The sequence below is a fragment of the Binatus soli (SeqCode) genome (genome assembly GCF_050015535.1).
In the GTDB taxonomy this organism is placed as follows: domain Bacteria; phylum Desulfobacterota; class Binatia; order Binatales; family Binataceae; genus Binatus; species Binatus soli.
Genome location: NZ_JBEKBF010000012.1, coordinates 48,926 through 73,430 on the forward strand (window position 1 = coordinate 48,926; position 24,505 = coordinate 73,430).

A 24,505-nucleotide genomic window follows, 5' to 3' on the forward strand; every position below is an offset into this window, starting at 1 on the left:
AGTTTTGCGATTACCGGGGCATCCACGCTTAGGCAGGCTTGTTGATGATGCTGAAAGAAACGTCGCCGCTGCCGCTCGATGATCGCATTATGAGCGAGCGTGAATGCGCGGGCCTGCTTGGCCTGGCAGAGACGACGCTGACAAATATGCGGCGAGCGGGGACCGCACCGCCATACTTCAGAGTCAGCGGGCACGTCGTGCGGTACAGCAAGACGCGCGTGCTGGAATGGCTGCAATCGCGCAGCGTGGAAGGCGCGGAAGTCAAGCAGATCGAGAACTCGAAGGAATCGAAACCGTGAGAACGGCGCCGGGAAATATCCGCCAGTCTGAGCTGGCAAAAATTCATCTAGCGAAAAAGCAGCTCGGCCTGGACGATGACACTTACCGCGCCGTGATCGAGCGCATCACGAAGGGGCGCACCGATTCCTCGGGCGAGATGACCGAGGCGGAGCGGCTCGCGCTGCTCGACGAGTTTGCGCGCAAAGGATTCAGGCCGGCGCCCCCGATCTCGCGCCAGGACGATTGGATCACGATCAGCCCGAATCATCCGGGCGCGGCGCATCTGAGGAAGTTGCTCGCGTGCGCGTACGAGCTGGAGCGGATCGGCGCGGTGAAAACCGGCTCGACTAAAGTTTGGCTTCGCAAGTTCGTCAAGAAAATTACCGGCGTTGATTCGCTTCAATGGCTGGACGCGACGGACTGCAACAAGGTTATCGAGGGACTAAAGTTCTGGCGGCAAAGATTCCTGCTCAAACATCCGCTCGCGGAGAATCGTCCGGCCGCCGTCGCGATCCCGGCCAATGCGATCGTGAAGGCCGGCGTATTCGACGCGATGCGCCTGGTCGGTGAAGCGAGAGGACCGATCGACGGGATTCGCAATGTCCTGGTCCTGCTCGACTCGCAGAATTTCAGCGATGTGCAAATCGCCGCCCAGGTCGCCGAGCTGATCAGAGAATTTGGCGAGCGCGCGCGGCAAGCGTTGCTGCGATGGGATTACCGGAAGGTGCGGACTGAGCTGCTTTGGCTCGTCGGGCGCGTGGCGGACTTGGATTTGAAAATTGCCGAGGGCATGCGCGCCACGCTGAAGGCCGAGGCCGGCGAGACTGAAACGGCGATCGCCTCCGCGCGTTCGCGGAATAAAAATACGAGAGGTGATTCGCTATGACGGCGAAAGAGAACAACCAGGCTCCAGAGAACACAGTAATCAAAGCGGCCGCGGCGGAATGCGATGCGAAAACGGCCGCGCTGCGGCAATCGCTCGATCCGACAGAGACTGCTTGCGCGGCGCGCGCTCGCATCGCGCAGATGCCCTTTTCGACCCACGAGCGGGAGCGGCAAGCCGCGCGCGAAGTTGCTGAGCACTCGAAGTCAATCGACGAGCTGATCCGGAGCGGCGCCGATCTACATACCATCCGGCGCGCGGTCGCTGAACTGGAGGAAAACTGCCGACGACTCGCTATTCCCGAAAAGACGCCCAGCTTCGAAGAGGAGATAGCGCGAACGGAACCCGTGCTGCGTAACGCGAGCTGGATGCCCGAAGAGATCGATGCGCTCGGACGGCTCTGGGGCTCCGGCGGCCGGATCAGCGCCGTGAGCATCACGTCGGTGAAGGTGGGTGACCGCGAGATCCTGCGATCTGAGGTTCGGAAAAACCTTATGGCCAGCGTAGCGGAGGAGTCCAGGCAGCGGGAACGCGAGGCTCTTGAGCTAGAGGCCGAGAACAAGGAGCGCAAGGCGCGCGGCGAGGAGCCGCGCCATCGCGCGTGGTAGAGGGCAGCGGAGAGCAAGTCAGTGAGCCGAGCCGATGAAATCTACCAGGAGACACGATCGCGCGCGCAAAGCCGCCTAGCTTGCCCGCGCTGGCTTGATCTCGGGCGGGGCGCACCCAACCCCCGCCCTGAACTGAAAACGGCGGCACGGGCCGCCAGCAACCCGCGCGCGGGTTGTTTGGAGCAAGTCGGGTGAGCCGAGCCGATGAAATTTACTGGGAGACAGCTTTTGACGCGATCTATATTCCGCTTTTTCCGGGCCGTCCCGGAGCCGGAACCGCGCGAGCTGCTAAGAAGGAGTTTAGGATGAGTACCCTTAGCGATCAGGAAAAGAAGGTCGCGGCGGCTGCCGGCATGTCGGCGGATGAGTTTGCGACGAAAAAGGCCCGGCTGTCGCAAGCCAAAAATACGCATGGTCTGACGGATGATCAGTTGGCGGTCGCGCGAGCCGCCGGTATGAGCCCGCGTGCATTCGCCCGCGAGCTGAGCGTCCTCACGCGCAGCAAGACAGCGATCGCGGCGGGCGATCAGGACCGCGAGGACAAACCCGGATTGGTTCGCGCGCATCAGGAAGTCGATCGCGCGCACAAAGCCGCGTACGACGCGGTTGGCTACCATTCGTCGGCGGAAAATACTTCGGATCGCGAGCTGCTCGACGCGGCGATCGCGGCGCTGGAAGCCTACGATCCGACCAAGGACGATGACGAGGCATACGATCTATTGCTCAACGGTTCGGTGTACCTCATGCGCCTTCTCAACCGGGTCGCGCCCGCCTACGCGGACATCAAGAGCGCCGGGAAGAAGGAATGAAGGGTTCAAAACAACTCGGCGTCTAAGCCGCGAGGTAAATTCAAATGGCTGGACTCACAGGAAATCGCAACATCTCGGAAGATGCCGGCGGACGCTTCGTCTATCCGCTGGCCGACAACGTGATCGTCTACCTGGGCTCGATGGTCGTGCTAGATGCGCAGGGCAACGCCAATCCTGGTGTCAGCGCGACGGGCTTGAAATGCGTCGGCGTCGCGGCGTTGGGCTATCAGGCGCAACCCGGAAATTCCAGTTTTGGGCCCCTGACGCCCGGCAATTTTATCGACAACACGCGAATCGGTCATGCGGCCGGTGCGATGTCCGTCGAATGCCGCCGGGGAATCTTCAGGTTCAATAATTCGAGCGGCGATCCGGTTGTCGCGGGCGATATCGGTGAGCCGTGTTTCATCGTGGACGATCACACCGTCTCGCACGGCGACGGCGTTGGCACGCAGAGCGTTGCGGGCCGGGTTGAGGAAATCGACGCAGCCGGCGGTATCTGGGTCAACTTTGATCGGCAATCGGCGTTGGCGAGCTAAATCGGAAAATGAGTATTGCCGGCGGGAAGCGGGAACGAGGGTTTGAACTACCCTCGCCGCGCACAGCGCGCGCGGTGCAATGCTTGCCCGCGCTGCGCGCATCTTCGTTCCCGGCCGGCATCCGTGTCGCGCGTCGAAATGTCGCCGTTGCCAGCCAGCTCGGTCCGACGTTCCGGGGATTCCCCGGCGGCGCGCGCGTTTTTTCTCATTGGTCTCGCTGGCGGCGTGCGTTAAGGGATTGGCGCATCGCCTCGACGAGGCGGCCGGGCGGCCTTGGGGTAGAGTGCGGGGCCTTTCCGGTGCCGCCAGCCTTTTTTTCATTTGGAGATGGGAGAGCGCGCCGGCGATGGCCCGCGCGGGCGGCTAGCGTGACTTAGGTGCCGTTGGCAACGCTACGGATGGGGGATGGTGTGGAGTGGATGGGAAAACAGGGGAATGCGCGAAATGCGGCAAGGCGATCAGCCGGCCGCGATCGAATCAGAAATTTTGTCCGGGCGGCGCGTGTCGAAACGCCGCGTGGCAGGATGAGCATCCGCGCCGCAAGCGCGCGCGCTGAACTTCAGTTCCGACGCGCCCGCGTCGGGCGGATAAAAGTTTCGAGCAGAAAAGCGATCCTCGCGGTGGGGTTCAAGATTGGCGGGAAAGCGGGGCGGTAGTCGTGGTTGGGTCTCGCGCGAAGCGCTGATCAGAACGCTCGGTCAAGCGGACGCCGCGCGCGTCGTCGAGGTACTCGGCGGCAAGAGAATTGATGTTCCGGCGGCCGCAGATCCGGCATTTTCACGGCTAGCCGCGAGGCTCGGCGAAGAGATCGCGCGCAAGGTCTGCGCGGCGTTTGGAGGCCGAGTCACCTTCCCGCAGCGATTGGTGCCGCTAGACGAAGAGATCGGAAGGCTCCGGCGCGAGATGCTCACGCCCGTCGAAATCGCACGACATTTGCACTGCGCTGAGCGATACGTTTACCTGGTCCTCGCGCGCGAGTGATCCGTCGATAAATCAGGGCAGCTAATAGCCCTTTTGACGCGGCAAAACTGTGACATGGCCGGGGGTTGGATCAAACTAAGTGTCGTTTTTGGATCAGACCATGTGTCGCGCCACACAGCGGGTCCTGTGTCTCGCCATAATCGCAGACTCGTTGGCGGGGAGAGAGGGATTCGAACCCGCGGTACCGGTATCTGGTCCGCGACATTGATAATCTGATGCGTTCTTGCGCGATGGTTTTGACAGCCAATTTGACAGCCACGGGCTTGGACAAGGGCGGATGAAGGGTACGCGGGCGGAAATAAAACCCCGCAGTTTCGCTTGATTTGGACGCGCGAGGACGACTTTCCCACCACCTCTCACGTCGATGTCCGTCTGACGGGTAATAGGTTGTGGCCACGTCTACGAGCTTTCATTTTGATTCGTTTCTGCGCGGGTTCTGCGGCACGATGACCGCCGCCCGTTTCCGCGTTGATTTGCGTTCGTAGTACTGACGCTGCCGAATTTTGGCGTGTTCGGGGTGACGTTCTCGGTATCGCCTGATCTGCTCTCGCTGAGAGCACTTCTTGCTACAGAAAATTCCTCGCTTCTGCCTAACGAATATCCGCCGACAGCCGGGCGCGGCACATTCTCGCAGCCGTACGCCTTCGATCTCAAGAATCCTATATGCGCCCAGTATGAACCTGGTTATGGGGTCCTTCGCGCGATGAAACGCTTCGAGTCTGTTAGCTCGGCCGGACCGCTTCCATCCCTCGTCGGTTCGTCTGTTCAGGACAAACGTCACCTCGGCTGCTTGGAAAACCGCATGGCCATGTTCAAGCAACGATCTAAGCTCCCGTTCTAGAGACTCTGCGACTTTGACAATCCAAGATCGATACGACTTCTCGTAGCCAATGCCCATTTCTCTGCCGAACCAAGCAACTTCGTAGACGAGGGTAGATTCCGCATCACATAGCTCATGGGTCAACCGCTCACGTGGCCGCTGTGCAAAATCAACCAGCCACTGCAATTCCTCAATCCACGTTTTCCCCACGCGCTCATACGCTCTGTGTGTTCGCTCGGCAAATAGGAGCCGGTCTGCATCCGAGCGGCGTCCACTTCGACGTGCCCCGCGCGACTCGCGTGTCGATGTAATTTTCATCTTCGTCTAGCAACACCCATTTTTATTGTAACACTAATCAGGATGATGAATGTTGTCAAGCAGCGGGTGCGTATGCGCATACTGCTCGTAGGACTCTCAGGAGAGTCGGGATGCGAAAAGCGGGAGATGAAAGAGAGGAAGTTGTTGCTATAGCAGGAAGAAGCAGCATCGCAGACATTGCACGCGATTTCTCTTGCCGAAAGCAAAAGGGTAGCCATGCCGATCCAGAAAAGTCGACTCTGATTCGCGATCTGAAGGCGCCCGCTGCGACCGAGTTGATTCCGCGAAGCGGGAGTGGATGTTGGCGATGAGCGCGGAGTCTGAACGTCCAGGCATGCAACGGATGCGATTCGAAGGTGTCTGGACACGCCGGGAGATCTGGCTCGACCCCGACATGAGCCGTACAGAAAAAGCTCTGCTGGGCGAGATTGAATCGTTAGACAAACTCCCGCTTGGATGTTTCGCGAGTAACGACTATTTCGCGGCGTTTTTTCAGCTCAGCCCTCGGCAAATCAGACGATATATCGCGCGGCTCGCGGCGCGCGGATGGATTCAAATCGTGATGACGGGGAGAAATCGGCGTCGATTGCGAGTGACCGCGAAGCTCAGAGCCTTAAGGGACGGCGGTGACTCCTCTGAGGGTCGGAAACGACCCCCAACTCAGGGCCAGATATGTCCCCATATTAGTACAAGAGAGACCAATACAAAGAGATCAAGTAATACACAGGCTCCCGCGCGCGCTTCTCTCTGTGAACTAGAACGACGCTCAACCGTAGATCGCGCTGCGATTCCCGCAGAACTCACATCGCGCGAGCAGTGGGTCCTATGGCGGTGGGAGAAGCGAAAAGGGAAATGGAACAAACCGCCTTACCAGCCAAGCGGCAGTCCTGCGAAGTCGAACGACCCCGCGACGTGGGTCTCCTTCCGGGAAGCAGTCGCGGCGTTCGAAAACGGCTACTTTCACGGTGTCGGATTCGTGTTGACCGACAATGATCCATACGCGATGGCCGACCTCGACCATTGCCGCGACTCCGCCAGCGGAAGCGTTAAAGCCTGGGCTGCAGAGATTGTCGATCAGCTTCGCAGCTACACAGAGATCACACCTTCGGGCGAGGGTCTACGAGTGATCGTGAAAGCGATGCTACCGCCGGGCCGCCGAAAGCGCGGCATGGGAAGCGGCGGCGGCATAGAGCTCTATGATCGCGTTCGTTACATGACGATGACCGGCAACCATATGGCCGGTGCACCCGCGACGATCGAGGAGCGCCAGAACGAGATGGCCGAACTTCACGCGCGCCTCTTTGGCAGTGCGGCTCGTAGCGCTCGCGTGGCGACCGGCAGTAGGCGCAGCTGCACCAGCCGGACGGATGACGAGTTGCTCGCGAAAGCACGGGCGGCAAAGAACCGCGAGAAATTCTGCGCATTGTACGATCGCGGCGACATCAGCGCATATCCTTCGGCCAGCGAAGCGGATCTAGCTCTCTGCGGACTGTTGGCATTCTGGACCGGCGGAGACGCGCAACAAATCGATAGGCTGTTCAGGCTCTCGGCCTTGTTTCGTCAAGAAAAGTGGGACGTAGAGCACTATGCCGGTGGTGAGACTTACGGCGAGGCGACCATCGCCAAGGCAGTGGCGGGAACGCGGGAATTTTACAGGGCGAGCAATGGCATCGCTGAAGAACAGGATCGGGACGCGAGATCAAAATAGGAATGGCCAAGGTGATCGGCTTGTATCGGTCCCGGACCATCAAGCCGATGCGTAGGTAGAGAGTGGAAGTTGGGCGGGTAGATGCGGGTATCGTGACGCTCGAGGATTTATCGCGCGAACCCTTGCGCGCTCGGGGACTATCGCGGGACACGATCGCGACGCTCCTGGCGCAGTGCGGGGGCGCGCAGGGCGCCTTGCTCGCAGCACTCGCTTCTTCGAACGAGTCCGCGGAAGCGCAGAACCAAGAAGACAGGTTGCTCACCGTTGGCGACGCTGCAACCAAGCTCGCCGTCAAGCCGGAATGGCTCTACCGGCGCGGCAAGAGACTTGGGCTAGCGGTCAAATTGGGCGACGGCACGCTGCGCTTCTCGAACAGGGCCCTGGAGGGCTACATACGCGAAAATACTGGGAAAATCGCTATTCGACGCAGGCGCAGAACGGCCGCTTTCCCGAGTTGCAATGACCAAGCATTGCATGGCATGAGGTCCGGCCCGAAAGGGAGCGCCCCATGCTGAAGCCAACACTCAAACGACTACGCGCTAGTTTTCGACGAATCGCCAGCATCGCGTCGGGGAAGGAATTTCCTCCCAAGGACCTGTCCACTGAAGCTCTGGTGGCCTGCCTCCGAAGGGAGGTTCGGCCATGAGCAGAGAGCTTCGGGGCCACGGCACCGTCTACAAGAGCGGCAGCACTTGGTGGATTCAGTATTGCAAAAGCGGGAAATCATATCGCGAATCGGCGCGTTCCATTGCGCGTGCGCGCCAGAAGGCCGTGAATCTCCTGAAGAAACGCTTGCGCGAGAGTTCTCGCGGTAAGGTGATCGGTCCCGTTGCTGAGAAAGTGACGCTCGACGAAATGACAAAAAATCTTCTTGCCGACTACCAGCTGGTCGGCAATCGCAGCATCGAAACCGTCACCTATCTCACCAAGGCTCTTCTCGAATACTTCGACAAGCCGACCCGGGCGCTGGATATCACCGGAGACAGAATCGCCGCGTACATGAGAAAGCGCCAGCAACAAGGGATGTCGAACGCGAGTATCAATCGAGAGGTCGCTTGTTTGCGTCATATGTTCAATTTGATGGTAAAAGCCGGCCGCCTGAGTCGCGACCATGTTCCGAGCGCACCGCGTCTCGAGGAAGCGCCACCCCGAAGCGGGTTCATCGAGCCGGCGGAGTTTAATAAACTTCGAGACGCCCTCCCCGATTACCTTCGAGACCCAGCGATTTTTATGTACCTAACGGGATGGCGGAAGGGCGCGGTATTATCGCTCGCATGGATGCGAGACACTGAGCTCGAATTCGGTAGCGATGGAGAGACGCTTGTGGGAGGAACCGTCAGGCTGCAACACGAACATTCCAAGAACAAGCACTCGTATCAGCTCCGCCTGAAGGGTGGCCTTTTGGAGGTCATGAGACACGCTTGGGAAAATCGGATCGCGGAGTGTTCTTACATCTTCCATAACCAAGGCGAACCCATCGGCGAATTCCGTAAATCTTGGAAGACTGCGTGCAAAACAGCTGGCCTGAAGGGGCTTCTGGTGCACGATTTCCGACGATCCTGCGCTCGCAACCTTGTCCGCGCCGGGGTTCCTGAGCGCGTCGCAATGGAAGTCACTGGTCATAAAACGCGCTCGATGTTCGATCGCTACAACATCGTTGCAGAGTCAGACTTGGAGTCGGCGATGGAACGTGTTACTGAGTACGTGAATAAGCGCGCCGCCGAGAAGCCGAAAGTAGTTCCGCTTCCACAAGAGAAGGCCGCGTAACCTGTGTCAGTTCTGTGTCAGAACCCATGAATAACCCCACCATCGGACGACAAACGCGATGGGCAAATGTGCGCAGACCTGTTGGCTTTTGTAGTCCTGAGTGGACCTGCTTAAACCTTAGGACCCGGCTCACATGCAAGAGGTCCCTGGTTCGAGTCCAGGTGCGTCCACCATCGTTGATTCCCGCCGCCGAAAATAATTCTGGTTCCGCAGCGGGCTGCAGGTATGAGGGCGTCTAGTCTATCGCGAGGCTCGCGAACGACACCGCCGATTCGCTCTGCGGTTCCATCGCGATTCCATATTTCAGCAGCCGCGCGCTGCGGCCGCGCAGCAGCTCGAGTTGGGTGTACATCGGCGCCAGACCGCAAATTCGGCGCGCATCGCGATCCTTCACGATGTCGGCGAAGAAGCCCTCGGGATCGCCGCGCTTGATATTTTCGATGAGGCCAAGATCCTCGCGCTGGACGCGCCCGGCGACCGCGCGATCGGCGGCGAACTCGTCGCCGAATTTCCTGCCGACGTGGGCGAAATCCACGCCCGCAAGAATCAGCACCCGGCGATGCTCCGCGTCGAGCTCGGATCTCAGCGCCGCGATGAACGATCCAACCCGGGAATCGCGCGCCGGCATGACTCCGCTCGCCACCAATTCATGGAATGAGCTGACCAGAATCGGCACGACCTGGTAGCCGCGCGCTCCGAGCGCATATGCGAGAAACAGCGCCTGGAATTCGATCGAATGCTCACCGCGATGCAGCATCTCGTCAGCGAACAGATCGCCGCGGTAGCGCGCCGCGAGCCGATCGATAAAACTGCCGTCGGTCTCGACCGCGCCAAACGGCGTCGCGTAGTTCTTGCGCGTCGCGCTGAACAACTCGGGGCCACCGCCGTAGTGCGAGGTTCCCAGAATCACCACCAACTCGGGTGGCTCGTGCGCCATCAGCTCGTGGTAGGCGTGCGCATAGGCGGCGGCGCCTCGGCGCGGATCGATGTGAGGCGCGATCAGGCCCGCGAGCGACGCTGATTTTTTCACCGTGGGAACGCGGCCGGGTCCCTCGGGCGGATCGAAGAACGCCGCCAGCTCCAAACGCAACTTCGCCGGATCTTTCTCGTAGCACAGCCCCGCCAGAGCTGCGGGACGGTCGGGACTGGCCAGAAATTCCTCGCGCACGCGCCGCTCGCGCTCATGAAATGCGGGCGAGTCGAGGAAGTACGCACGATCCAGCGCCGCGATCAGTTCGTCGAGCTTCTCGAGGGCAATCATCTCGCCGAAGCGCTTCGCAAACGCGGCCTGGATATTCTTCAGCGACATCTTCCCGTCGAATAAAGTCACGATGAAGTAAGCGCCCATCCCGAGCATGATCGGTTCGGGCGCCAGTCCGCTCGGATCGCGCAAACAGATCAGCGTCTGATCCTGCTGCTCGACGGGGAAAGCCTCGACGGCGCGAATCTTTGGATTTTCCATCACGAAATCTAAATCTTGGTGATAGCCGGCAGCCCTGGAGCAAACGCCGCGTTTACAGATGCTATGGGCTTTGACAAAATCCGGCAAGCTGACCGGAAATCCGCGCGCGAAGATCCGTCAATCGCTTCGAATCGCCGAGTCCGGCCAACGCAGAATGTCCGATCAACATCGACGCCGCGCCGCCCTGACCCGATCCCATCCGCGCCGCAAGGATGCGCCCTCGCGCACCCGCTACAGAGTTGCGCGGATCGAATCGCTCGCGCCCGGCGAGTCGCTGAAGTTCATGCTGCCGATTCGCGGCGCCGACGAGGAATGTTTTCTGATCAACTTCGGCGGTGAGTTCCACGCCTACGTCAATCGATGCCGGCATGTGCCGATGGCGATGGACTGGGTGGATAATCAGTTTTTCGCGGAAGACGGCCGCTACTTGATGTGCCAGACGCACAACGCCTATTACGAGCCGACCAGCGGCGAATGTATCGCGGGCCCGCCGACCGCATGCGGCAAATTTCTTTATCGGGTGCCGACGGAAATCGAAGACGGAGTCATTTACGCGCGTCCGCCGCAAGATGAATTCGAAGACTGAGAAGAAGACGAATTCGAAGACCGGCGTCTATTCGTATTCGTCGCCGAAATGGGCGCGCACGATTCGCGCCTTCAGGTACTCGAGCGTGCCGAGGTCCTCGACGATGTCGCCGCCGGTGTCGTAGAAGAACAGCTCGCCGTTCTTCGTGCGGCCGACCGCGATGATCCATTCGAGGTCGTCCCGGTCCTCAAGCAAATAATTGATTGTCTGCGCCACCCCGCGGCCCGGGATAATCGTAATCTTCGGCCTCGGGAGCTTTTCCTTTTCCTGCTTGGGCATCTTTTTGATCAACCCTCTGGCGGGAGGATGCGGGAATCGACCACTCAATTACATTAAGAATGCCCCGCGATCTAAGTCAATAGCGCATGCACGGCGATCTCAACATGATGCGTGTTGGGAAAAAAATCGAACCCGCGGACGCGATTAATTTTGTATCCGGCCCCCGCAAGCACGCGCAAATCACGGGCCAGCGTGGTCACGTCGCACGATACGTAAATGACGCCCGGGGCGCGCAGCTTGATGATCGGTTCCATCAGATCGGGCGCGCCGGTGCGCGGCGGATCGAGGATTATGACCTCGGGACGATAGCGCGCGCGATGCAGAAAATCTGCGGTCGCGGACGCCTTCATCGCGACGAACTGTGCGTCGCGAAATTTCAACCGCGCGGCGTTGCGCGCCGCCGCCGCGATTGCCCCGGCGTCGGCATCCACGCCCGTCACTCGCGCGCCGCGCCGCGATGCGGGCAGACTGAAGTTCCCCGCGCCGCAAAACAGATCGAGCACCGCCGACGATTCGTGAGTTGCCGCCATTTCCATCACGCTCGCGACCAGCTTCTGGTTCTGCACGCGATTCACCTGACTGAAAAGATCGGCGTCCACTTCGATCGAGAGTCCGGCCTCGAGCTCGACTGCGATCGCGGTATCGCCTGCCGTCGCGCGATGCGTCCCCGATCGCAGCACGATTCCCGCAATCTCGCCGTCCGATTCGAGCACGTTTCTTGCCCGCCTGAGGTCCTCTTCGGCCGCCGGCTTCTTCAGATGCGCGACCTGGACTTCGCGCGCGCCGTTGCGCACCACCTCGATCTCTTCGACTCGCTTGCCGAGCGAGCGCGCCAGATGCAGCGGCATCCGGATGCCCGGCTCGGCGACCATGCATGAATCGATCTCGACGATCGTGTTGCTGCCGGCGGAGTAAAACCCAAGCACGCCTTTGGCGCCCACCCTGAGCCGGATTCTCGACCGATAACCGAACTCCGTCGGCGCCGGTTCGACGAGTCCCGCCGGATCGATCGCGACGCCAAGCGCATGGCCCAGCTCGCGTGCGATGACTTCGCCCTTGAAGCGCACTTGGGCGCCGTAGTCGATGTGCTGCCAATCGCATCCACCGCATCGCGGAACATACGGACACGGAGCAACCCGGCGCTCGGCGCTCGCGCGCAGGATTTCGCGAATTTTCGCGACCGAGTAATCGCGGCGCTCCGAAACTATCTCGACGTCCAGCCTGTCTCCCGCCACCGCGCCGGCGACCATCACGGCTTTGCCGTCGTGGCGGCCGACGCCGAAGGGCCCGAACGTCATCGCGCTGATTTCTATTTCCGGCATGCGCACCCAAGTTTATCCCCACTACGCAATTCGCGCGACGCGACTTATAATTGATGCGCGCGCGCGACCGGGCCATTTTATCTGCGCATTCACCGGGGTGATGCCCTTGGCGATCGAGACCGAACTCCGCGAACTAATCGACAGGAATCTTCCCGCTGATTCCGCCCGCCTCGTATCCGCCTTCGCCGAGCGCCTCTTCGCGCGCGAGTCAACCGACAATCGCGAGCAGGTCCCGGCCAAGAGGCGCCTTGCTCTCGTGCAGTCGGCGTTCGAATTCTTTTCCGTCCGCACCGATCCCGTGATCGCGCGAGTCGAATCTGTCCCGGGCGACGACAATGACACACTCGCCATGGTCGAGACCGTGACGACCGATTGCCCGTTCATCGTCGATAGCCTGCTCGAATATTTCCATCAACTCGGCGCCACCGTTCGCACGATGCTCCACCCGGTCTTCAAAGTCACTCGCGACAAACAAGGGCGGATCGCATCGTTCGAACAGTCCCTCTCCACCGAGCGCGGCGAGTCATTGGTTCACGCGGAGCTCGAGATCACGCCCACACCCGAACAGGCGCGTCAAATCGAGCGCGATGTCATCTCAATTCTTGCCGAGGTCAGCGCGGCGACCGGCGACTTTGAGCAGATGACCGCCCGCGCCTTGCAGATCTGCGAGGAAACCGCGTCGAACCGCGAACTGATCGAGGTCCGCGACCTCATGCGCTGGCTCATCCACGGCGGCTTCGTGTTTCTCGGCTATCGTCGTTATCTCGTGAGCGGCGACGACGGCGCCGCCAAATTCGCGCTCGATCCCGGCGCCGAACTCGGCGTCATGCGCGAGCACGACGAGTCGCGATTTCGCAGCTCGGTCTTGCTCGATGAACTCTCACCCGCGCGCCGCAAACTCTTCTTCGAAGGACCGCCGCTGGTGATCGGCAAGACTCGCGCCGACTCCCACGTCCATCGCCGCCGCCCGATGGACAGCGTCTCGATTCGCCGCACTGACGCATCGGACCGCATCGTCGCGTTCGACAATTTCGTCGGGCTGTTCACCTCCAAGGCCTACGCGGAGGAGGCGCAACACATTCCGGTTCTGCGCGCGAAGCTGCGCGAAGTGCTGGAGTGTGAGGGCGCGGCGCCCGGCTCGCACGATTACAAGGAAATCGTTTCCGCCTTCAACAGCTTTCCCAAGGATGAACTCTTTCGCGCGCCCGTGGCCGAACTGCGCGCGCAGTTGCGCCTCATCCTCGACGTTAAGAGCGAAGGCTCGGTGCGACTCTTCGTTGCGCCCGACGTGCGTCACGGCAACGTGATCGCGCTGGTGGTGATGCCGCGCGAGGCCGGTTCCGCCGAGCTGGGCCGGCGCATCCAGGATACTCTTGCAGCCGCACTCCACGGCACTCTGGTCTATTTCTACCAGGCGCTCGGCGAGGGTTACACGGCGCGCCTCCATTTCTGTTTCGTTGCCTATCCCCCAAAGGCTTCGGTCATCCGCGGGCTTGAGACCACGATCGCCGAGCTCGCCAGACGATGGGCCGATCGCTTGCAGGAGCGGTTGATCAAAAAATTCGGACCCAGCCGGGAACGCGCGCTCGCTGAGCGATGGGCCGGTGCGTTCAGCGCTGACTATCAGGCTGCGATCGACGTAACGCGCGCGGTCGGCGACATCGAAGACGTCGAGACGCTAATCGCCGGCGGCCGTGATTTCATGGTCGAGGCCGGACGTAGCGCGTCCGACGGCGACACCTCAGGCGCCAGCGACATACGGGTTATCGGGCTTGGCGACGCTCCGATGCTGTCCGACCTGATGCCTACTTTGCAGAACTTCGCCATCGAGGTATTGGCCGAGGACGCTCACGAGCTTCGCCCCCGCACGGACGGCAAAGTGACGCGCGCGTACCTGCAGGTTTTTTCTGTGCAAGGACCCGGCTCGCAGCCGTTCGAAAAATTTCCCGGCGCCGCGCTGATTGCCGACGCGATCGCCGCCGTGCGGATCGGCCTTGCCGCAGACGATGCTCTTAACGCGCTCACTCTTACTGCGGGCCTCGCCTGGCGCGAGGTCGCTCTCCTGCGCACGTACCTCGTCGCCGCGTTTCAGATGCGCCTGTCGCCCGCTCGTCTCGGCTTGCAGCGCGTTCTGTTGCTATATCCCGACCTCGCCAGGTTGCTGTTCGAGCTGTTCACCGCGCGTCTCTCGTTCGACAGTCCGGCCGCGCCGAAAAAAATCGCGGACCTGCGCGAAGCGTATCTCGCTCGTCTCGGTGCGATCGAAAATATTATTGACGATCGCACTGCGCGCGCGCTGCTATCAATGGTCGAGGCGACCGTGCGCACCAATTTTTTCTGCGCGGCGCCGTCGCCCGACCCCTACATCGCGCTCAAGTTCGAAAGCGCGCGCATCACCGGGCTGCCCGACACCGCACCGCTCTATGAAATTCACGTCAACAGTCCGCGCATGGAAGGATGCCATCTGCGCCACGGGCGCATCGCGCGCGGCGGAATTCGCTTCAGTGACCGGCCCGACGATTACCGCACCGAGATTCTCGATCTGATGAAGACCCAGACCGTGAAGAATGCGATCATCGTCCCGCTCGGCGCCAAGGGTGGCTTCATCGTCAAGCCGCGACCCCGCCATCAGCCGGATCCCCACGACGGCGTCGAGGCCTACCAGACGCTGATCAACGCGATGCTCGATCTCACCGACAACCTCACGGGCGACGGCCCGCTTCATCCCGCTCGCGTCAGGGTGCTGGACGACGACGGTCCATATCTCGTCGTGGCCGCCGATAAAGGCACTGCGAGTTTCTCCGACCTCGCCAATCAGATCGCTCTCGAGCGCGGCTTCTGGCTCGGCGACGCCTTCGCGTCCGGCGGCGAGCACGGCTACGACCACAAGCAGATGGCGATCACGGCGCGCGGCGCGTGGGAATCCGCGCGCCGGCATCTGCGCGAGATGGGTCGCGACCCCGACCGCGGCGCGCCGCTCACGATGATCGGCATCGGCGACATGTCGGGCGACGTGTTCGGCAACGGCCTTCTGCGCTCGCGCAACTTGAAGCTAATCGCCGCCTTCGACCATCGCCACATCTTCATCGATCCCGACCCCGATCCCGCGGTCAGCTTCAACGAACGCAAGCGGCTCTACGATCTGCCGCGCTCGAGTTGGTCGGACTACAATCCCGCGCTCATCAGTCCCGGCGGCGGCGTCTTTCGCCGCGGCCAGAAACAAATCGACCTCAGTCCGCATGCGCGCGCCGCGCTCGGATGCGACTCCAATGCGCTCGACGGCGAGTCGTTGATCCAGCGCATTCTGCGCGCGCCCGTCGATCTGTTTTACAACGGCGGCATCGGGACTTACGTTCGCGCCTCGACCGAGACCGACGCCGAAGTCGCCGATCACGCCAACGACGCATGCCGAATCACCGCGCCGGAACTTCGCGCCAAAATAGTCGTCGAAGGCGGCAACCTCGGTTTCACCCAAAAGGCGCGTATCGAGTACGCGCTCGCTGGCGGGCGTATCAACACCGACGCGATCGACAACTCGGCCGGCGTCGATATGTCCGATCACGAAGTCAATCTGAAAATTCTGCTCGAGCCTGCCGTAGCCCGCGGCGAGCTCACTCTCGACGCGCGCAACCGCGCGCTTGCCGCATGCGCCGGCGAAGTCGCCGACCGTGTCATCGCTGACAATCGCGATCAGGTGCTGTCGCTAAGCCTCGAGCAGCTTCGCAGCCGCACGCACTTGACCGAGTTTCGCGACCATCTCCAGGCCATCGAGGATCGCGGCATCTTGACCGGGATGGAGCCCGTGCTGCCCGCCCGCGAGGTGATTCGCGAGCGCTACTCACGCTACCCCGGGCTCACCCGCCCCGAGCTTGCGCTGGCTGCGGCCTACACCAAGATCGATCTTATCCGGCGGCTTGAAACCACCGTGCTGGTTGACGATTCGTACCTCGTCGGACGTTTCCTGCAGCCATACTTCCCGCCCTCGCTCGCCGAGCACGTAAGCCCTGACGCCAGCGCTCATCGCCTCCGCCACGAGCTGATCGCGACTCGCGCCGTCAATGAACTCGTCGATCTGGTTGGCTCGACTTTCGTCTTCGGCCACGTGCGCGATCGTGGCGTCGCGGCTGAGGATGTGGTCCGTGCATGGGTGATCGCGGCCGACGTGCTTTCGATTCACGAACGTGCAGGTCTGCTCAAGCGCAACGCCGCGACGACCGCGGCCGAATCGGAGCTGGGCGCGTTTCTCGCGCTCGAACGCGCCTGCCGGAGCGCTGCGGGCTGGGCGCTCAGCGAACTGGAACCTGCCACTTCGATCGGCGCCGCGGTGACCCGCTTCAAGCCCGCATTCGAAATGCTGTCTGGCGAGTTCGAGTCGATGCTCGCCGGTGGCGAGCGCGACCGCTTCGAGCGCCTCTATCGCGAGCTTAGGATCGACGTCCTGGACGGCGAACTGGCGCACGGCCTCGCGCGCCTGGCCTTCGCCGATCACATCCTGAGCGTGCTGAGCCTGAGTTTCGCCCGCGAAATCGAACCCGCCAAGGCGGCTCAAGCGTACTTCCGCCTGAGCGCGCAACTCAACTTCACAATTCTCGAAGATGCGCTTCAATCGATTGGCGCTGACGACCGCTGGGAGCGGCGCGCCGCAGACGAACTCGCCGCCGAACTTCGCGCCGCGCGGATCGCGCTGTGCCGCGCGGTGCTCGACGCCATCGCCGACGATCCCGATATTAGTGTCGATGGATCGATCGAGCAGTTGAAGCGCGTTCGCGCCGATAGATTCGCGCAACTCGCGCGGCTCTTCGACGAACTCAAGGCCCTTGCGTCCCCGAGCCTGCCCGCGATTCACGTCACCATTCGCGCCCTCTCCCGCCTGGCGATTTGATGCCTCTCGCCGCTTACAGCGCGGCGCCCGGGAGTTGCGCCGTCGCCTGCATCGCGGATTGCGCTGCGGAATCAAGCCGCTCTGCGGGTTGCAGCTCCCTCAAATCCTGATAGAGGCGCAGGCCCGCCGCGACCAGGAACGCGGTGGTCGCAAAGTTGACGCTAATCTCGGCAAGATCGACGAGAAAGATCGTCGTCCCGAGAAAACCCGTCACCACCCCGACCGGCCCGAACAGCAGGCTCACCACCACAAACGCTCCCGCGGCCCACGAGTTGAATCCCGACCAGACCGCGAGAAATACCACGATCCTCGTCGCGACTTTGAAGAAGCGCTTGCGCATCAGGTCTCGGCTGAACAGCAGTGCATGCCAGCTATGCTTTCCGTCGAAGATCAGCGCGAACTGCGCGAAGTACAACCACGCGTACACGAGCGCGCCGATCATGATCATCAACACCAGCGCGATATATGCCCACACGCCGATCGAACCGTACACGTAAGTCGACGCCGCCTGGAACAGGAACAGCCCCGCCGCCGGCGCCAGCAGTTGCAGAATCGTCACCCATATGAACCCTGGGGCAAGCGGAATCGATTGCCGGTAAACCTCGATCGCTTCGCCAATAATCGCGGGCTTCCGGAGTCCCGCCTGGATCCTCTTGAGCGAACACAACGTGACCAGCGTCACCAGCAGCGTGAGCAGCCCGAAGATCAGATGCAGCGCCATCGTGACCCACGGCGAGAACGGCTGCATCTCTTTCAGCGGCGCGTGCCTGTTCGGGACATCGACGCTCTGCGCCTGCACGTAGTTGATATTTTGCGCGCCCGGTTCAAACGTCTGAGCGAGGCGGAATTGCAGATTCAACGCGTCCGGCAGCAGGCACAACGCCGCCGCCAGCAGCAACGGCGCCAGCACTACCGCCAGCACGGACCAATTGCCCCGCAGATCGTTCACCGCGTTGGCGAGATATATGAAGCTGCTTTTGAGGCGGACGGGGCTCACAGCGCGCTAAAGGTTGGCATCCTCGGACTATCGAGACAAGTCCGCCCCCGTCGCCCCATGATCGCTTCCGGCTTCGATGATATACTCGTGATTCACAACAACACTCTCATACGGAGAACGCACTCATGGCCGACAACGACTACGACCGCGCAGCGAAAATCGAGCATGAGAATAAAATGATCCGCCGCCTGCGCTTCCTGGTCGAGCTGACCTTCGCAACCATCGCGCAAGACAATGACATGACGCTCGAACAGGGATGGGAACACGTCCTTGCGCTCAAGGGCACCGCGGTTGCAATGTTTCCCGGCAAGGAAGAAACCTTCGACCTCATCTATATGCCGCGCTTTTCGCGTCTGCTCGCAGAGCGATTCGGCGCGAATTGACCGCCAGGCCCACATCGGTGAATCTGCCTGCCGGCAAGCTGTCCGGCTGCATCGCCAGGCCCGACGGCTCGCTCGTCCGCGGGCGCATCACGTTCACCGATCGGATTACTGCGCTCGAATCCGCATCTGACGGCGGCGACGAAGATTACATCCTGCCCGGCTTCGTCGATCTTCAGGTCAACGGCTCGCACGGCATCGACGTGATGAACGCGTCGGCGGACGCACTCGCCACTCTAAGCCGCCACCTCGCGCGCGAAGGCGCCACGGCCTGGATGCCGACTGCGGTCACCGCGCCAATCGAAAAGATCGCGCAGGTTCACGAGTCGATCGCCGGTGCGATTGAAAATTCGCGCCGCGACAACTCCGCCGATGCGGCCGCCATTCTCGGCATGCATCTCGAAGGTCCGTTCATTTCGCCGCTCCGGCTCGGCGCGCATCCCGCGCTCAACCTCGAACCGCGCGGCGAGCCTTTCGAACGAGTGCTCGCGATGCACGCGCTTCGATTGATCACCCTCGCGCCCGAGTTGCCCGGCGGAATCGACGCGATTCGACGCCTTACCGCGCGCGCCGTGGTCGTCTCCATCGGTCATACCAACGCGACTCTCGAGGAGGCCAACGCCGGCATCACCGCCGGTGCTCGGATGTTCACGCATCTGTTCAACGCGATGCGCCCGTTGAACCATCGTGATCCCGGCGTTATCGCCGCCGCACTCGCGCCGTCACCCGCACTCGCCGCGATCATCCCCGACGGTGTTCACGTGCATCCCGCGGTGCTGCGTCTCGCCAGCCGCGCCCGCGGCAAAGACGGGATGATCCTTGTCACCGACAAAGTCGCGTTGGCGAAAGCCTCCACCTCCGAAAAAAATCTCGGGCGTGCGAGCGCAACGATAACGATTCGCGATGGCGCCGCGCGCCTCGATGACGGCACGCTCGCCGGCAGCATCATCTCGATGCTCGATGGCGTCCGCGTGATGGTCGAAAAAGCCGGCGTCAGCATCGGCGATGCGGCCGTGATGGCTGCCACCAATCCCGCCGATGTCGTCGGCGCCAACGATCGCGGCCGCATTCAGGCCGGCGCGCGCGCCGATTTAATCGTGCTCAGCCAGGCGCTAGAGTTGAAGTCCGTGTTCATCGCCGGCCGCGAGATAGGCTAGCCGCTGATCGACGAAAAACCGCTGAATTTCGAAAGCACCATCCAATAGGAGCCAATCGATGCCGCTCAACAAAGCCTGCGTGGGCCGCGAATATCCGCCCTTCACCACCAACGTCACCCTCGACGCGGTCCAGAACTATGCGCGCGCGTACAACGACGACAACCCCGCGTTCTTCGACGCGAGCCGCCCCGGCGGCATCGTCGCGCCGCCGATGTTCGGCGTCACCGTCGTTTGGGATGCCGTCATGAAAACCGTGATGGATCCCGACCTGCAGGCCGACCTGCTCCGCCTCGTTCACGGCGAGCAGGACATGGAATTTCCAAATCCAATTCGCCCCGGCGACGTAGTAACCGCGGCCGCAAAAATTATTTCGATCGAAACCAAGGCCACCGGCGAGACCATGACCGTCGAGCTAAACGCCGCCAACCAGAAGGGGCAACCGGTCCAGAAAACACTCTTCATCGCTTTTATTCGAGGCGCTCGAAACCGCGAAGCCGCGTCCTCGGAACCGCGCGCCATCGAGCCCGATCGCGGTGAGCCGATCTTCTCAGTCGCGCAAACCATCGACAAGGATCAGACCTACCGCTACGCCGAGGCCTCGGGCGATCGCAACCCGATCCATGTCGATGAAAACATCGCGAAGATGGCGGGCCTGCCGAGCATCATCGTGCATGGCCTCTGCACGATGGCGTTTACGTCGAAGGTCGCGATCGACAATCTCTGCGCCGGCGACCCGGCTCGCCTCAAGCGCTTGCGCGCGCGCTTCTCCCGTCCCGTGCTGCCCGGCCAGACCATCACCACCAAAGTCTGGGCCGACGGCGACCGCGACGGCCGCAAAGCATTCGCTTACGAGACTTTCAACCCCGACGGCCAGGCTGTTATCAAGGGCGGCATCGCCGAAGTCGCACCCTGACTTCCCTCCCGTGAAAATCACCATCGGCCTCTCGCTCTCCCTCACCGGCGAATACTCCCCGATGGGGCGGCAGGCCGAAATCGCGATTCGTTTGTTCATCGCCGACGCCAACGCCAGCAGTGCGCTCCGCATCGCCAGCGAGCGATGCGAGTTTGCGCTCGAGTGCCACGACGACGCGAGCGACGCTGTGCGATGCGCCGAAATATATCGCGCTCTCTGCGCGGATCGCCGCGCAGACATAATCTTCGGCCCGTACTCCAGTCGCCTCACCCGCGTCGCCGCGGACATCGTCGAACAATCCGGTCGCGTCTTCGTTAATCACGGCGGCGCCGGCGACGAACTCTACGACCGCGGCTACAAGATGATCGTCGGAGTACTCAGTCCCGCCAGTGACTATTTGCGCGGCTTCGTCCGCTTGCTGACCCAGCTCAAGCTCTGGCGCAAGCGCGTCGCGATCGTCGCGTCGAAGTCGCCCTTCGCTCGCGCGGTTGCATCGGGCTTCGAGCGCGCCGCCGCCGAACGCGCCGCTCGTCGTCGCGGAGTCCGCGTCCGCGTGAAATGGAACGGCGCGTTCGACCCCGTCTCCACGCCCGCGCGGCTTTTCCCCGCCCTCGCGCGCAACCGCGTCAACGCGCTCGCCAGCGCCGGCAGCTATGAACATGACGTCGCCGTGATGCGCGCGGTCGCATCTTCCCGTCTCAACATCCCGGTGCTTGGATGCGTCGCCGCCGGTGTGCGCCGCTTCGCATCGGACTTGGGCGAACTTGCAGAAGGAATCGTCGGCCCTTCGCAGTGGGAGGATTCCATCGAGATCGCGCCCGCCCTCGGCCCAACGCCAGCCGAGTTTGCGCGCCGAATGGTCACCGCCGGCGCCGGCGATTTTCCCGATTATCCCGCCGCGCAGATTTACGCCGCCGGTCTCCTGACCGCCGCCGCGCTCGCTGCCGCCGGCCGCCGCGACGACGCGATGCTTCGCGATGCATTCTCCAACTTGCAAACCACCACGATGTTCGGCGAGTTCTCGATCGATCGCGTCACCGGCCGCCAGCTCGGTCACCAGATGCTGCTCGTGCAATGGCACCGCGGACGCAAGGTGATTATCGCGCCTGAGTCGCACGACGACTCCGGCTCGCTCGATCTTCCCTCCGGCATGCGCCTGCTCCTTGCGGGAGTCGAGATGCTTCGCTTAAGCCGTCGTGACGATTCGCGGGAATCGCTCGGCGATGATGAATTGGAAGAATCGGATCTCGATAAAGATGAGCGCAATCACGATTAAACTCGACCGCCGGATAGTTCTCGCGATCGGCTTGATGTCCGGGACTTCGCACGACGGCGTGAGCGCCGCCGTCGTCGAGCTCGACGAGCGTTCCCATCCGCCCGCGCGCTTGATCGCGTTTCACACTTTTCCGTACCCTGCGCGCTTTCGCAAAGAATTGCTCGCCGCTTCCGCCGATGAGAAAATCGGCGCGGCGGCGATTTCCACGCTCAACTTCGCGCTCGGTCGCGAGTTCGGACGTGCCGCCATCGAGATCGCCCGGCGCGCGCGCATCGCACTATCCGACGTTGCGTTCATCGGATCGCACGGTCATACCTTTTTTCATCTGCCGCCACGCCGCGCGGCCCGCGGACAGCTCGCCTCCACGATGCAACTTGGCGAGTCCGCCGTCATCGCCGCGGCCACCGGAGTTCCCGTCGTCGCCGACTTCCGCACGATGGACATCGCGCTCGGCGGCGAGGGCGCTCCCCTGGCCCCACTCGCCCATCTCTGGCTGTTCGCCGACCCCACGCGCGGCCGCGTCGTGCAGAACATCGGCGGCATCAGCAACGCAACTTACATTCCGCCCCGCGCGCGCCTCGGCGACCCCGACCTGATCGCGTTCGACACCGGCCCGGGTAACATGATGCTGGACGCGCTCGCTTCGCGAATCTCGGGCGGCCGACTGCGGATGGATCGCGACGGGCGCATCGCGGCACGGGGCCACGTCAACGAGCCGCTGCTTGCGAAGCTGATGCGAAATCCTTATTTCCGCCGACGCCCGCCAAAATCGACTGGACGCGAGGAATTCGGCGCCCATCTGCTCGATCGGATCGTCGCCGAAGCCCGCCGCATGAGAATCGTTGACTACGATCTGGTCGCGACGGTCACCGCCCTCACCGCGCGATCGATCGCCGACGCATGCCGCCGCTTCATTTTTCCCCGTGGCCCCGTTGACCAGTTGATCGTCACTGGCGGCGGCGCGCAAAACCCAACCTTGATGCGAATGATCGGGGCCGAGCTTCCCAATCTCGAAGTGATCACGGCCGCGGACGTCGGGGTTGACGGCAACGCGCTCGAGGCCGTCGCATTTGCCGTCCTCGGCTACCAGATGCTGCGCGGCCGCCAGGGCAACATCCCCAGTGTCACCGGTGCGCGCGCGCCTGCCATCCTCGGCAAACTCACGCTGCCCCCGGGGCCAGTGGAAAAGTGAAGGAGTGAAACGTCGAGCCTCACCCGCGCCTCGAAGACTCGGCGCGATTTCACGCGCTCCGCTTGTCCTCGGGCGGCGCGACTCCCGCCTTCGTCGCTGACTCGACCGCCGCCGACCGGAAGATACCGTGCGCCATCGTCGATTCCTCGCGATCCGCACGCGCCGCATAGACTCTCATCCGCGCTTCATGCGCCGATTTGTCGTCCGGCGCCGCCGCCACCGCCCAATCCGCCAGATGACATGCCAGCACGACTTCGCCCGCAGCAAGTTTTTCGTTCGCTCGCGCGATCACCGGCGCCACACCGCCCGCCAGCGCGGCAATCTCCCGCGCCCGCTCGCCGTCGCTCGCGGGTTTGAGGTTCGACGGTGTGCCGTCGTACCATCCGCCTTCCAGCCGCCAGACGTTGCGCACGATAAACTCGGGCTCGTCGTACACGGCCTGCAGCCACGGCTTCTCCGCGAGATTTGCCGGCGGCTTCACAGTGTGAATTATCTCGTCCAGCGGCGCGCCCGCATTCATCATCGCAATAGCCTGATCGTACAGGCTCTGCAGATAGTTTGCGGTGTCGTTCAGCACCTGCCGCACCCGCATCGCGCCGAACACCGGGTAGCCGTGGCCCGGCACGAGCACTTCCGCCCCCAGTCTCGCCATCACGCGCAGCGCCTCGGCCCATTCGCGCGCGTAGCGCTGCGCCTTCTGTGGATTGCCCGCATTGGGCGCCGCCCAGATGATCAAATCTCCGGTACACAGCAGCTTGCGCTGCGGGATGAAGACCCAGCAATGATCGTCGGTCTCGCCGCGCGCATGATGGCATTCAAACTTGTCGTCGCCGGCAACTACATTCAACTGATTATCGAAGTAAGTATCCGGATATACATACTCTGTCGGCCACGGAGCGGGCCGGTTGAATTGCCGCGTATTGACTACAGTGTTATAGCCGGCGGTGCGCTTGTAGCGATCGAACCGCGCCGCGACTGCGCGATGTCCCACCACGCGCGGCCGTGCCACCTTGTTCTTCTGCGCATCCGCCACTATAGCCGGCATCCCGCACGCGTGATCGACGTGCCCGTGCGTGTAGATCGCCGTGTTCACCCGCTCCGGCGAGAACTGCCGAATCAGTTTCACCGTCGCGTCCTGGTTGAAGTAGCCTCCCGTATCCACCAGCACCAGTCCCTCGCCCGTCTTGGCCGCCGTCACGTTCGCAAACCATCGGTAGAACATCACGCCGTCCGCAATTTCCTCGTACTCGCCGGTCGGCAGGATCGGATGGAACTGGCGGGTCGTAATCGCGCCGGTGAAAATCTTTTCCGATTGATCTCTTATCACGCCCATAGCTGAATCTTCCTCTT

21 protein-coding genes and 1 pseudogene are annotated in these 24,505 nt (G+C 62.1%); 16 read left to right on the top strand and 6 right to left on the bottom strand.

Annotated elements, in window-relative coordinates:
• Positions 1 to 44: 44 nt before the first annotated feature.
• From ABR989_RS10660 to ABR989_RS10685, 6 genes are all read left to right on the top strand, one after another.
• Positions 45 to 299, top strand: coding sequence for a helix-turn-helix transcriptional regulator (locus tag ABR989_RS10660; protein ID WP_428128279.1), 255 nt, complete (start codon positions 45 to 47; stop codon positions 297 to 299).
• Positions 296 to 1,165, top strand: coding sequence for a phage protein GemA/Gp16 family protein (locus ABR989_RS10665; protein ID WP_428128281.1), 870 nt, complete (start codon positions 296 to 298; stop codon positions 1,163 to 1,165). The genes ABR989_RS10660 and ABR989_RS10665 overlap by 4 nt, the downstream gene beginning before the upstream one ends.
• Positions 1,162 to 1,770, top strand: a complete 609-nt coding sequence (locus ABR989_RS10670; protein ID WP_428128283.1) for a hypothetical protein — start codon at positions 1,162 to 1,164, stop codon at positions 1,768 to 1,770. The genes ABR989_RS10665 and ABR989_RS10670 overlap by 4 nt, the downstream gene beginning before the upstream one ends.
• A gap of 305 nt (positions 1,771 to 2,075) precedes the next feature.
• A complete protein-coding gene (locus ABR989_RS10675) occupies positions 2,076 to 2,579 on the top strand; it encodes a hypothetical protein (protein WP_428128285.1) in 504 nt (167 codons plus the stop codon).
• A gap of 44 nt (positions 2,580 to 2,623) precedes the next feature.
• Entirely contained in the window at positions 2,624 to 3,115 is a 492-nt protein-coding gene (locus ABR989_RS10680; protein WP_428128287.1) for a hypothetical protein, read from the top strand.
• 633 nt (positions 3,116 to 3,748) lie between these two features.
• Positions 3,749 to 4,096, top strand: coding sequence for a hypothetical protein (locus ABR989_RS10685; protein ID WP_428128289.1), 348 nt, complete (start codon positions 3,749 to 3,751; stop codon positions 4,094 to 4,096).
• Between the two features lie 409 nt (positions 4,097 to 4,505).
• Here ABR989_RS10685 and ABR989_RS10690 read toward each other — a convergent pair whose 3' ends face one another.
• On the bottom strand, positions 4,506 to 5,234 hold the full coding sequence (locus ABR989_RS10690; RefSeq protein WP_428128291.1) for a CGNR zinc finger domain-containing protein: 729 nt from the start codon (positions 5,232 to 5,234) through the stop codon (positions 4,506 to 4,508).
• 394 nt (positions 5,235 to 5,628) lie between these two features.
• Here ABR989_RS10690 and ABR989_RS10695 point away from each other — a divergent pair.
• The 3 genes and pseudogenes from ABR989_RS10695 to ABR989_RS10705 all read left to right on the top strand — a co-directional run.
• Positions 5,629 to 5,775, top strand: a pseudogene (locus ABR989_RS10695) (helix-turn-helix domain-containing protein); the annotation flags it as partial.
• A 462-nt stretch (positions 5,776 to 6,237) separates the two neighbouring features.
• Entirely contained in the window at positions 6,238 to 6,942 is a 705-nt protein-coding gene (locus ABR989_RS10700) for a phage NrS-1 polymerase family protein (RefSeq protein WP_428128437.1), read from the top strand.
• Positions 6,943 to 7,584: 642 nt separating this feature from the next.
• Positions 7,585 to 8,709, top strand: coding sequence for a tyrosine-type recombinase/integrase (locus tag ABR989_RS10705; protein ID WP_428128293.1), 1,125 nt, complete (start codon positions 7,585 to 7,587; stop codon positions 8,707 to 8,709).
• A 235-nt stretch (positions 8,710 to 8,944) separates the two neighbouring features.
• Here the strand turns inward: ABR989_RS10705 and amrB are convergent, their stop codons facing one another.
• Positions 8,945 to 10,171 (bottom strand): AmmeMemoRadiSam system protein B, encoded by a 1,227-nt coding sequence (gene amrB / locus ABR989_RS10710; RefSeq protein WP_428128295.1) that lies wholly within the window; start codon positions 10,169 to 10,171, stop codon positions 8,945 to 8,947.
• Between the two features lie 154 nt (positions 10,172 to 10,325).
• On the opposite strand from amrB, the gene ABR989_RS10715 reads away from it, so the two are divergent.
• Positions 10,326 to 10,757, top strand: coding sequence for a Rieske (2Fe-2S) protein (locus tag ABR989_RS10715; protein ID WP_428128297.1), 432 nt, complete (start codon positions 10,326 to 10,328; stop codon positions 10,755 to 10,757).
• A 27-nt stretch (positions 10,758 to 10,784) separates the two neighbouring features.
• Here the strand turns inward: ABR989_RS10715 and ABR989_RS10720 are convergent, their stop codons facing one another.
• Positions 10,785 to 11,036, bottom strand: a complete 252-nt coding sequence (locus ABR989_RS10720) for a hypothetical protein (protein WP_304819693.1) — start codon at positions 11,034 to 11,036, stop codon at positions 10,785 to 10,787.
• 71 nt (positions 11,037 to 11,107) lie between these two features.
• The gene (locus ABR989_RS10725) at positions 11,108 to 12,358 is read right to left on the bottom strand and encodes a class I SAM-dependent RNA methyltransferase (protein WP_428128299.1); all 1,251 of its coding nucleotides are present in this window, start codon (positions 12,356 to 12,358) and stop codon (positions 11,108 to 11,110) included.
• Between ABR989_RS10725 and ABR989_RS10730 the strand changes: the two genes are divergently transcribed.
• Positions 12,357 to 17,240, top strand: coding sequence for an NAD-glutamate dehydrogenase domain-containing protein (locus tag ABR989_RS10730; protein WP_428128302.1), 4,884 nt, complete (start codon positions 12,357 to 12,359; stop codon positions 17,238 to 17,240). The two genes, ABR989_RS10725 and ABR989_RS10730, sit on opposite strands and share 2 nt — an antisense overlap.
• Positions 17,241 to 17,253: 13 nt before the next feature.
• Here the strand turns inward: ABR989_RS10730 and ABR989_RS10735 are convergent, their stop codons facing one another.
• Positions 17,254 to 18,189: a hypothetical protein gene (locus ABR989_RS10735; protein WP_428128304.1), complete on the bottom strand. Its 936-nt coding sequence runs from the start codon at positions 18,187 to 18,189 to the stop codon at positions 17,254 to 17,256.
• Positions 18,190 to 18,362: 173 nt separating this feature from the next.
• Between ABR989_RS10735 and ABR989_RS10740 the strand changes: the two genes are divergently transcribed.
• Genes ABR989_RS10740 through ABR989_RS10760 form a run of 5 tightly spaced genes read left to right on the top strand, consistent with a single transcriptional unit; the run spans position 18,363 to position 23,155 of the window.
• Complete coding sequence (locus tag ABR989_RS10740; RefSeq protein WP_428128306.1) at positions 18,363 to 18,620, top strand: hypothetical protein; 258 nt, start codon at positions 18,363 to 18,365, stop codon at positions 18,618 to 18,620.
• Positions 18,621 to 18,637: 17 nt separating this feature from the next.
• Positions 18,638 to 19,774, top strand: coding sequence for an N-acetylglucosamine-6-phosphate deacetylase (gene nagA, locus ABR989_RS10745; protein WP_428128307.1), 1,137 nt, complete (start codon positions 18,638 to 18,640; stop codon positions 19,772 to 19,774).
• A gap of 58 nt (positions 19,775 to 19,832) precedes the next feature.
• Positions 19,833 to 20,687: a MaoC/PaaZ C-terminal domain-containing protein gene (locus tag ABR989_RS10750; protein ID WP_428128309.1), complete on the top strand. Its 855-nt coding sequence runs from the start codon at positions 19,833 to 19,835 to the stop codon at positions 20,685 to 20,687.
• Between the two features lie 10 nt (positions 20,688 to 20,697).
• Positions 20,698 to 21,963, top strand: coding sequence for an ABC transporter substrate-binding protein (locus ABR989_RS10755; protein WP_428128311.1), 1,266 nt, complete (start codon positions 20,698 to 20,700; stop codon positions 21,961 to 21,963).
• Complete coding sequence (locus tag ABR989_RS10760) at positions 21,944 to 23,155, top strand: anhydro-N-acetylmuramic acid kinase (protein WP_428128313.1); 1,212 nt, start codon at positions 21,944 to 21,946, stop codon at positions 23,153 to 23,155. Before ABR989_RS10755 ends, ABR989_RS10760 begins: the two co-directional genes overlap by 20 nt.
• Positions 23,156 to 23,204: 49 nt before the next feature.
• On the opposite strand, the gene ABR989_RS10765 is transcribed toward ABR989_RS10760, so the two are convergent.
• Positions 23,205 to 24,488, bottom strand: a complete 1,284-nt coding sequence (locus ABR989_RS10765) for an alkyl sulfatase dimerization domain-containing protein (protein WP_428128315.1) — start codon at positions 24,486 to 24,488, stop codon at positions 23,205 to 23,207.
• Positions 24,489 to 24,505: the final 17 nt, after the last annotated feature.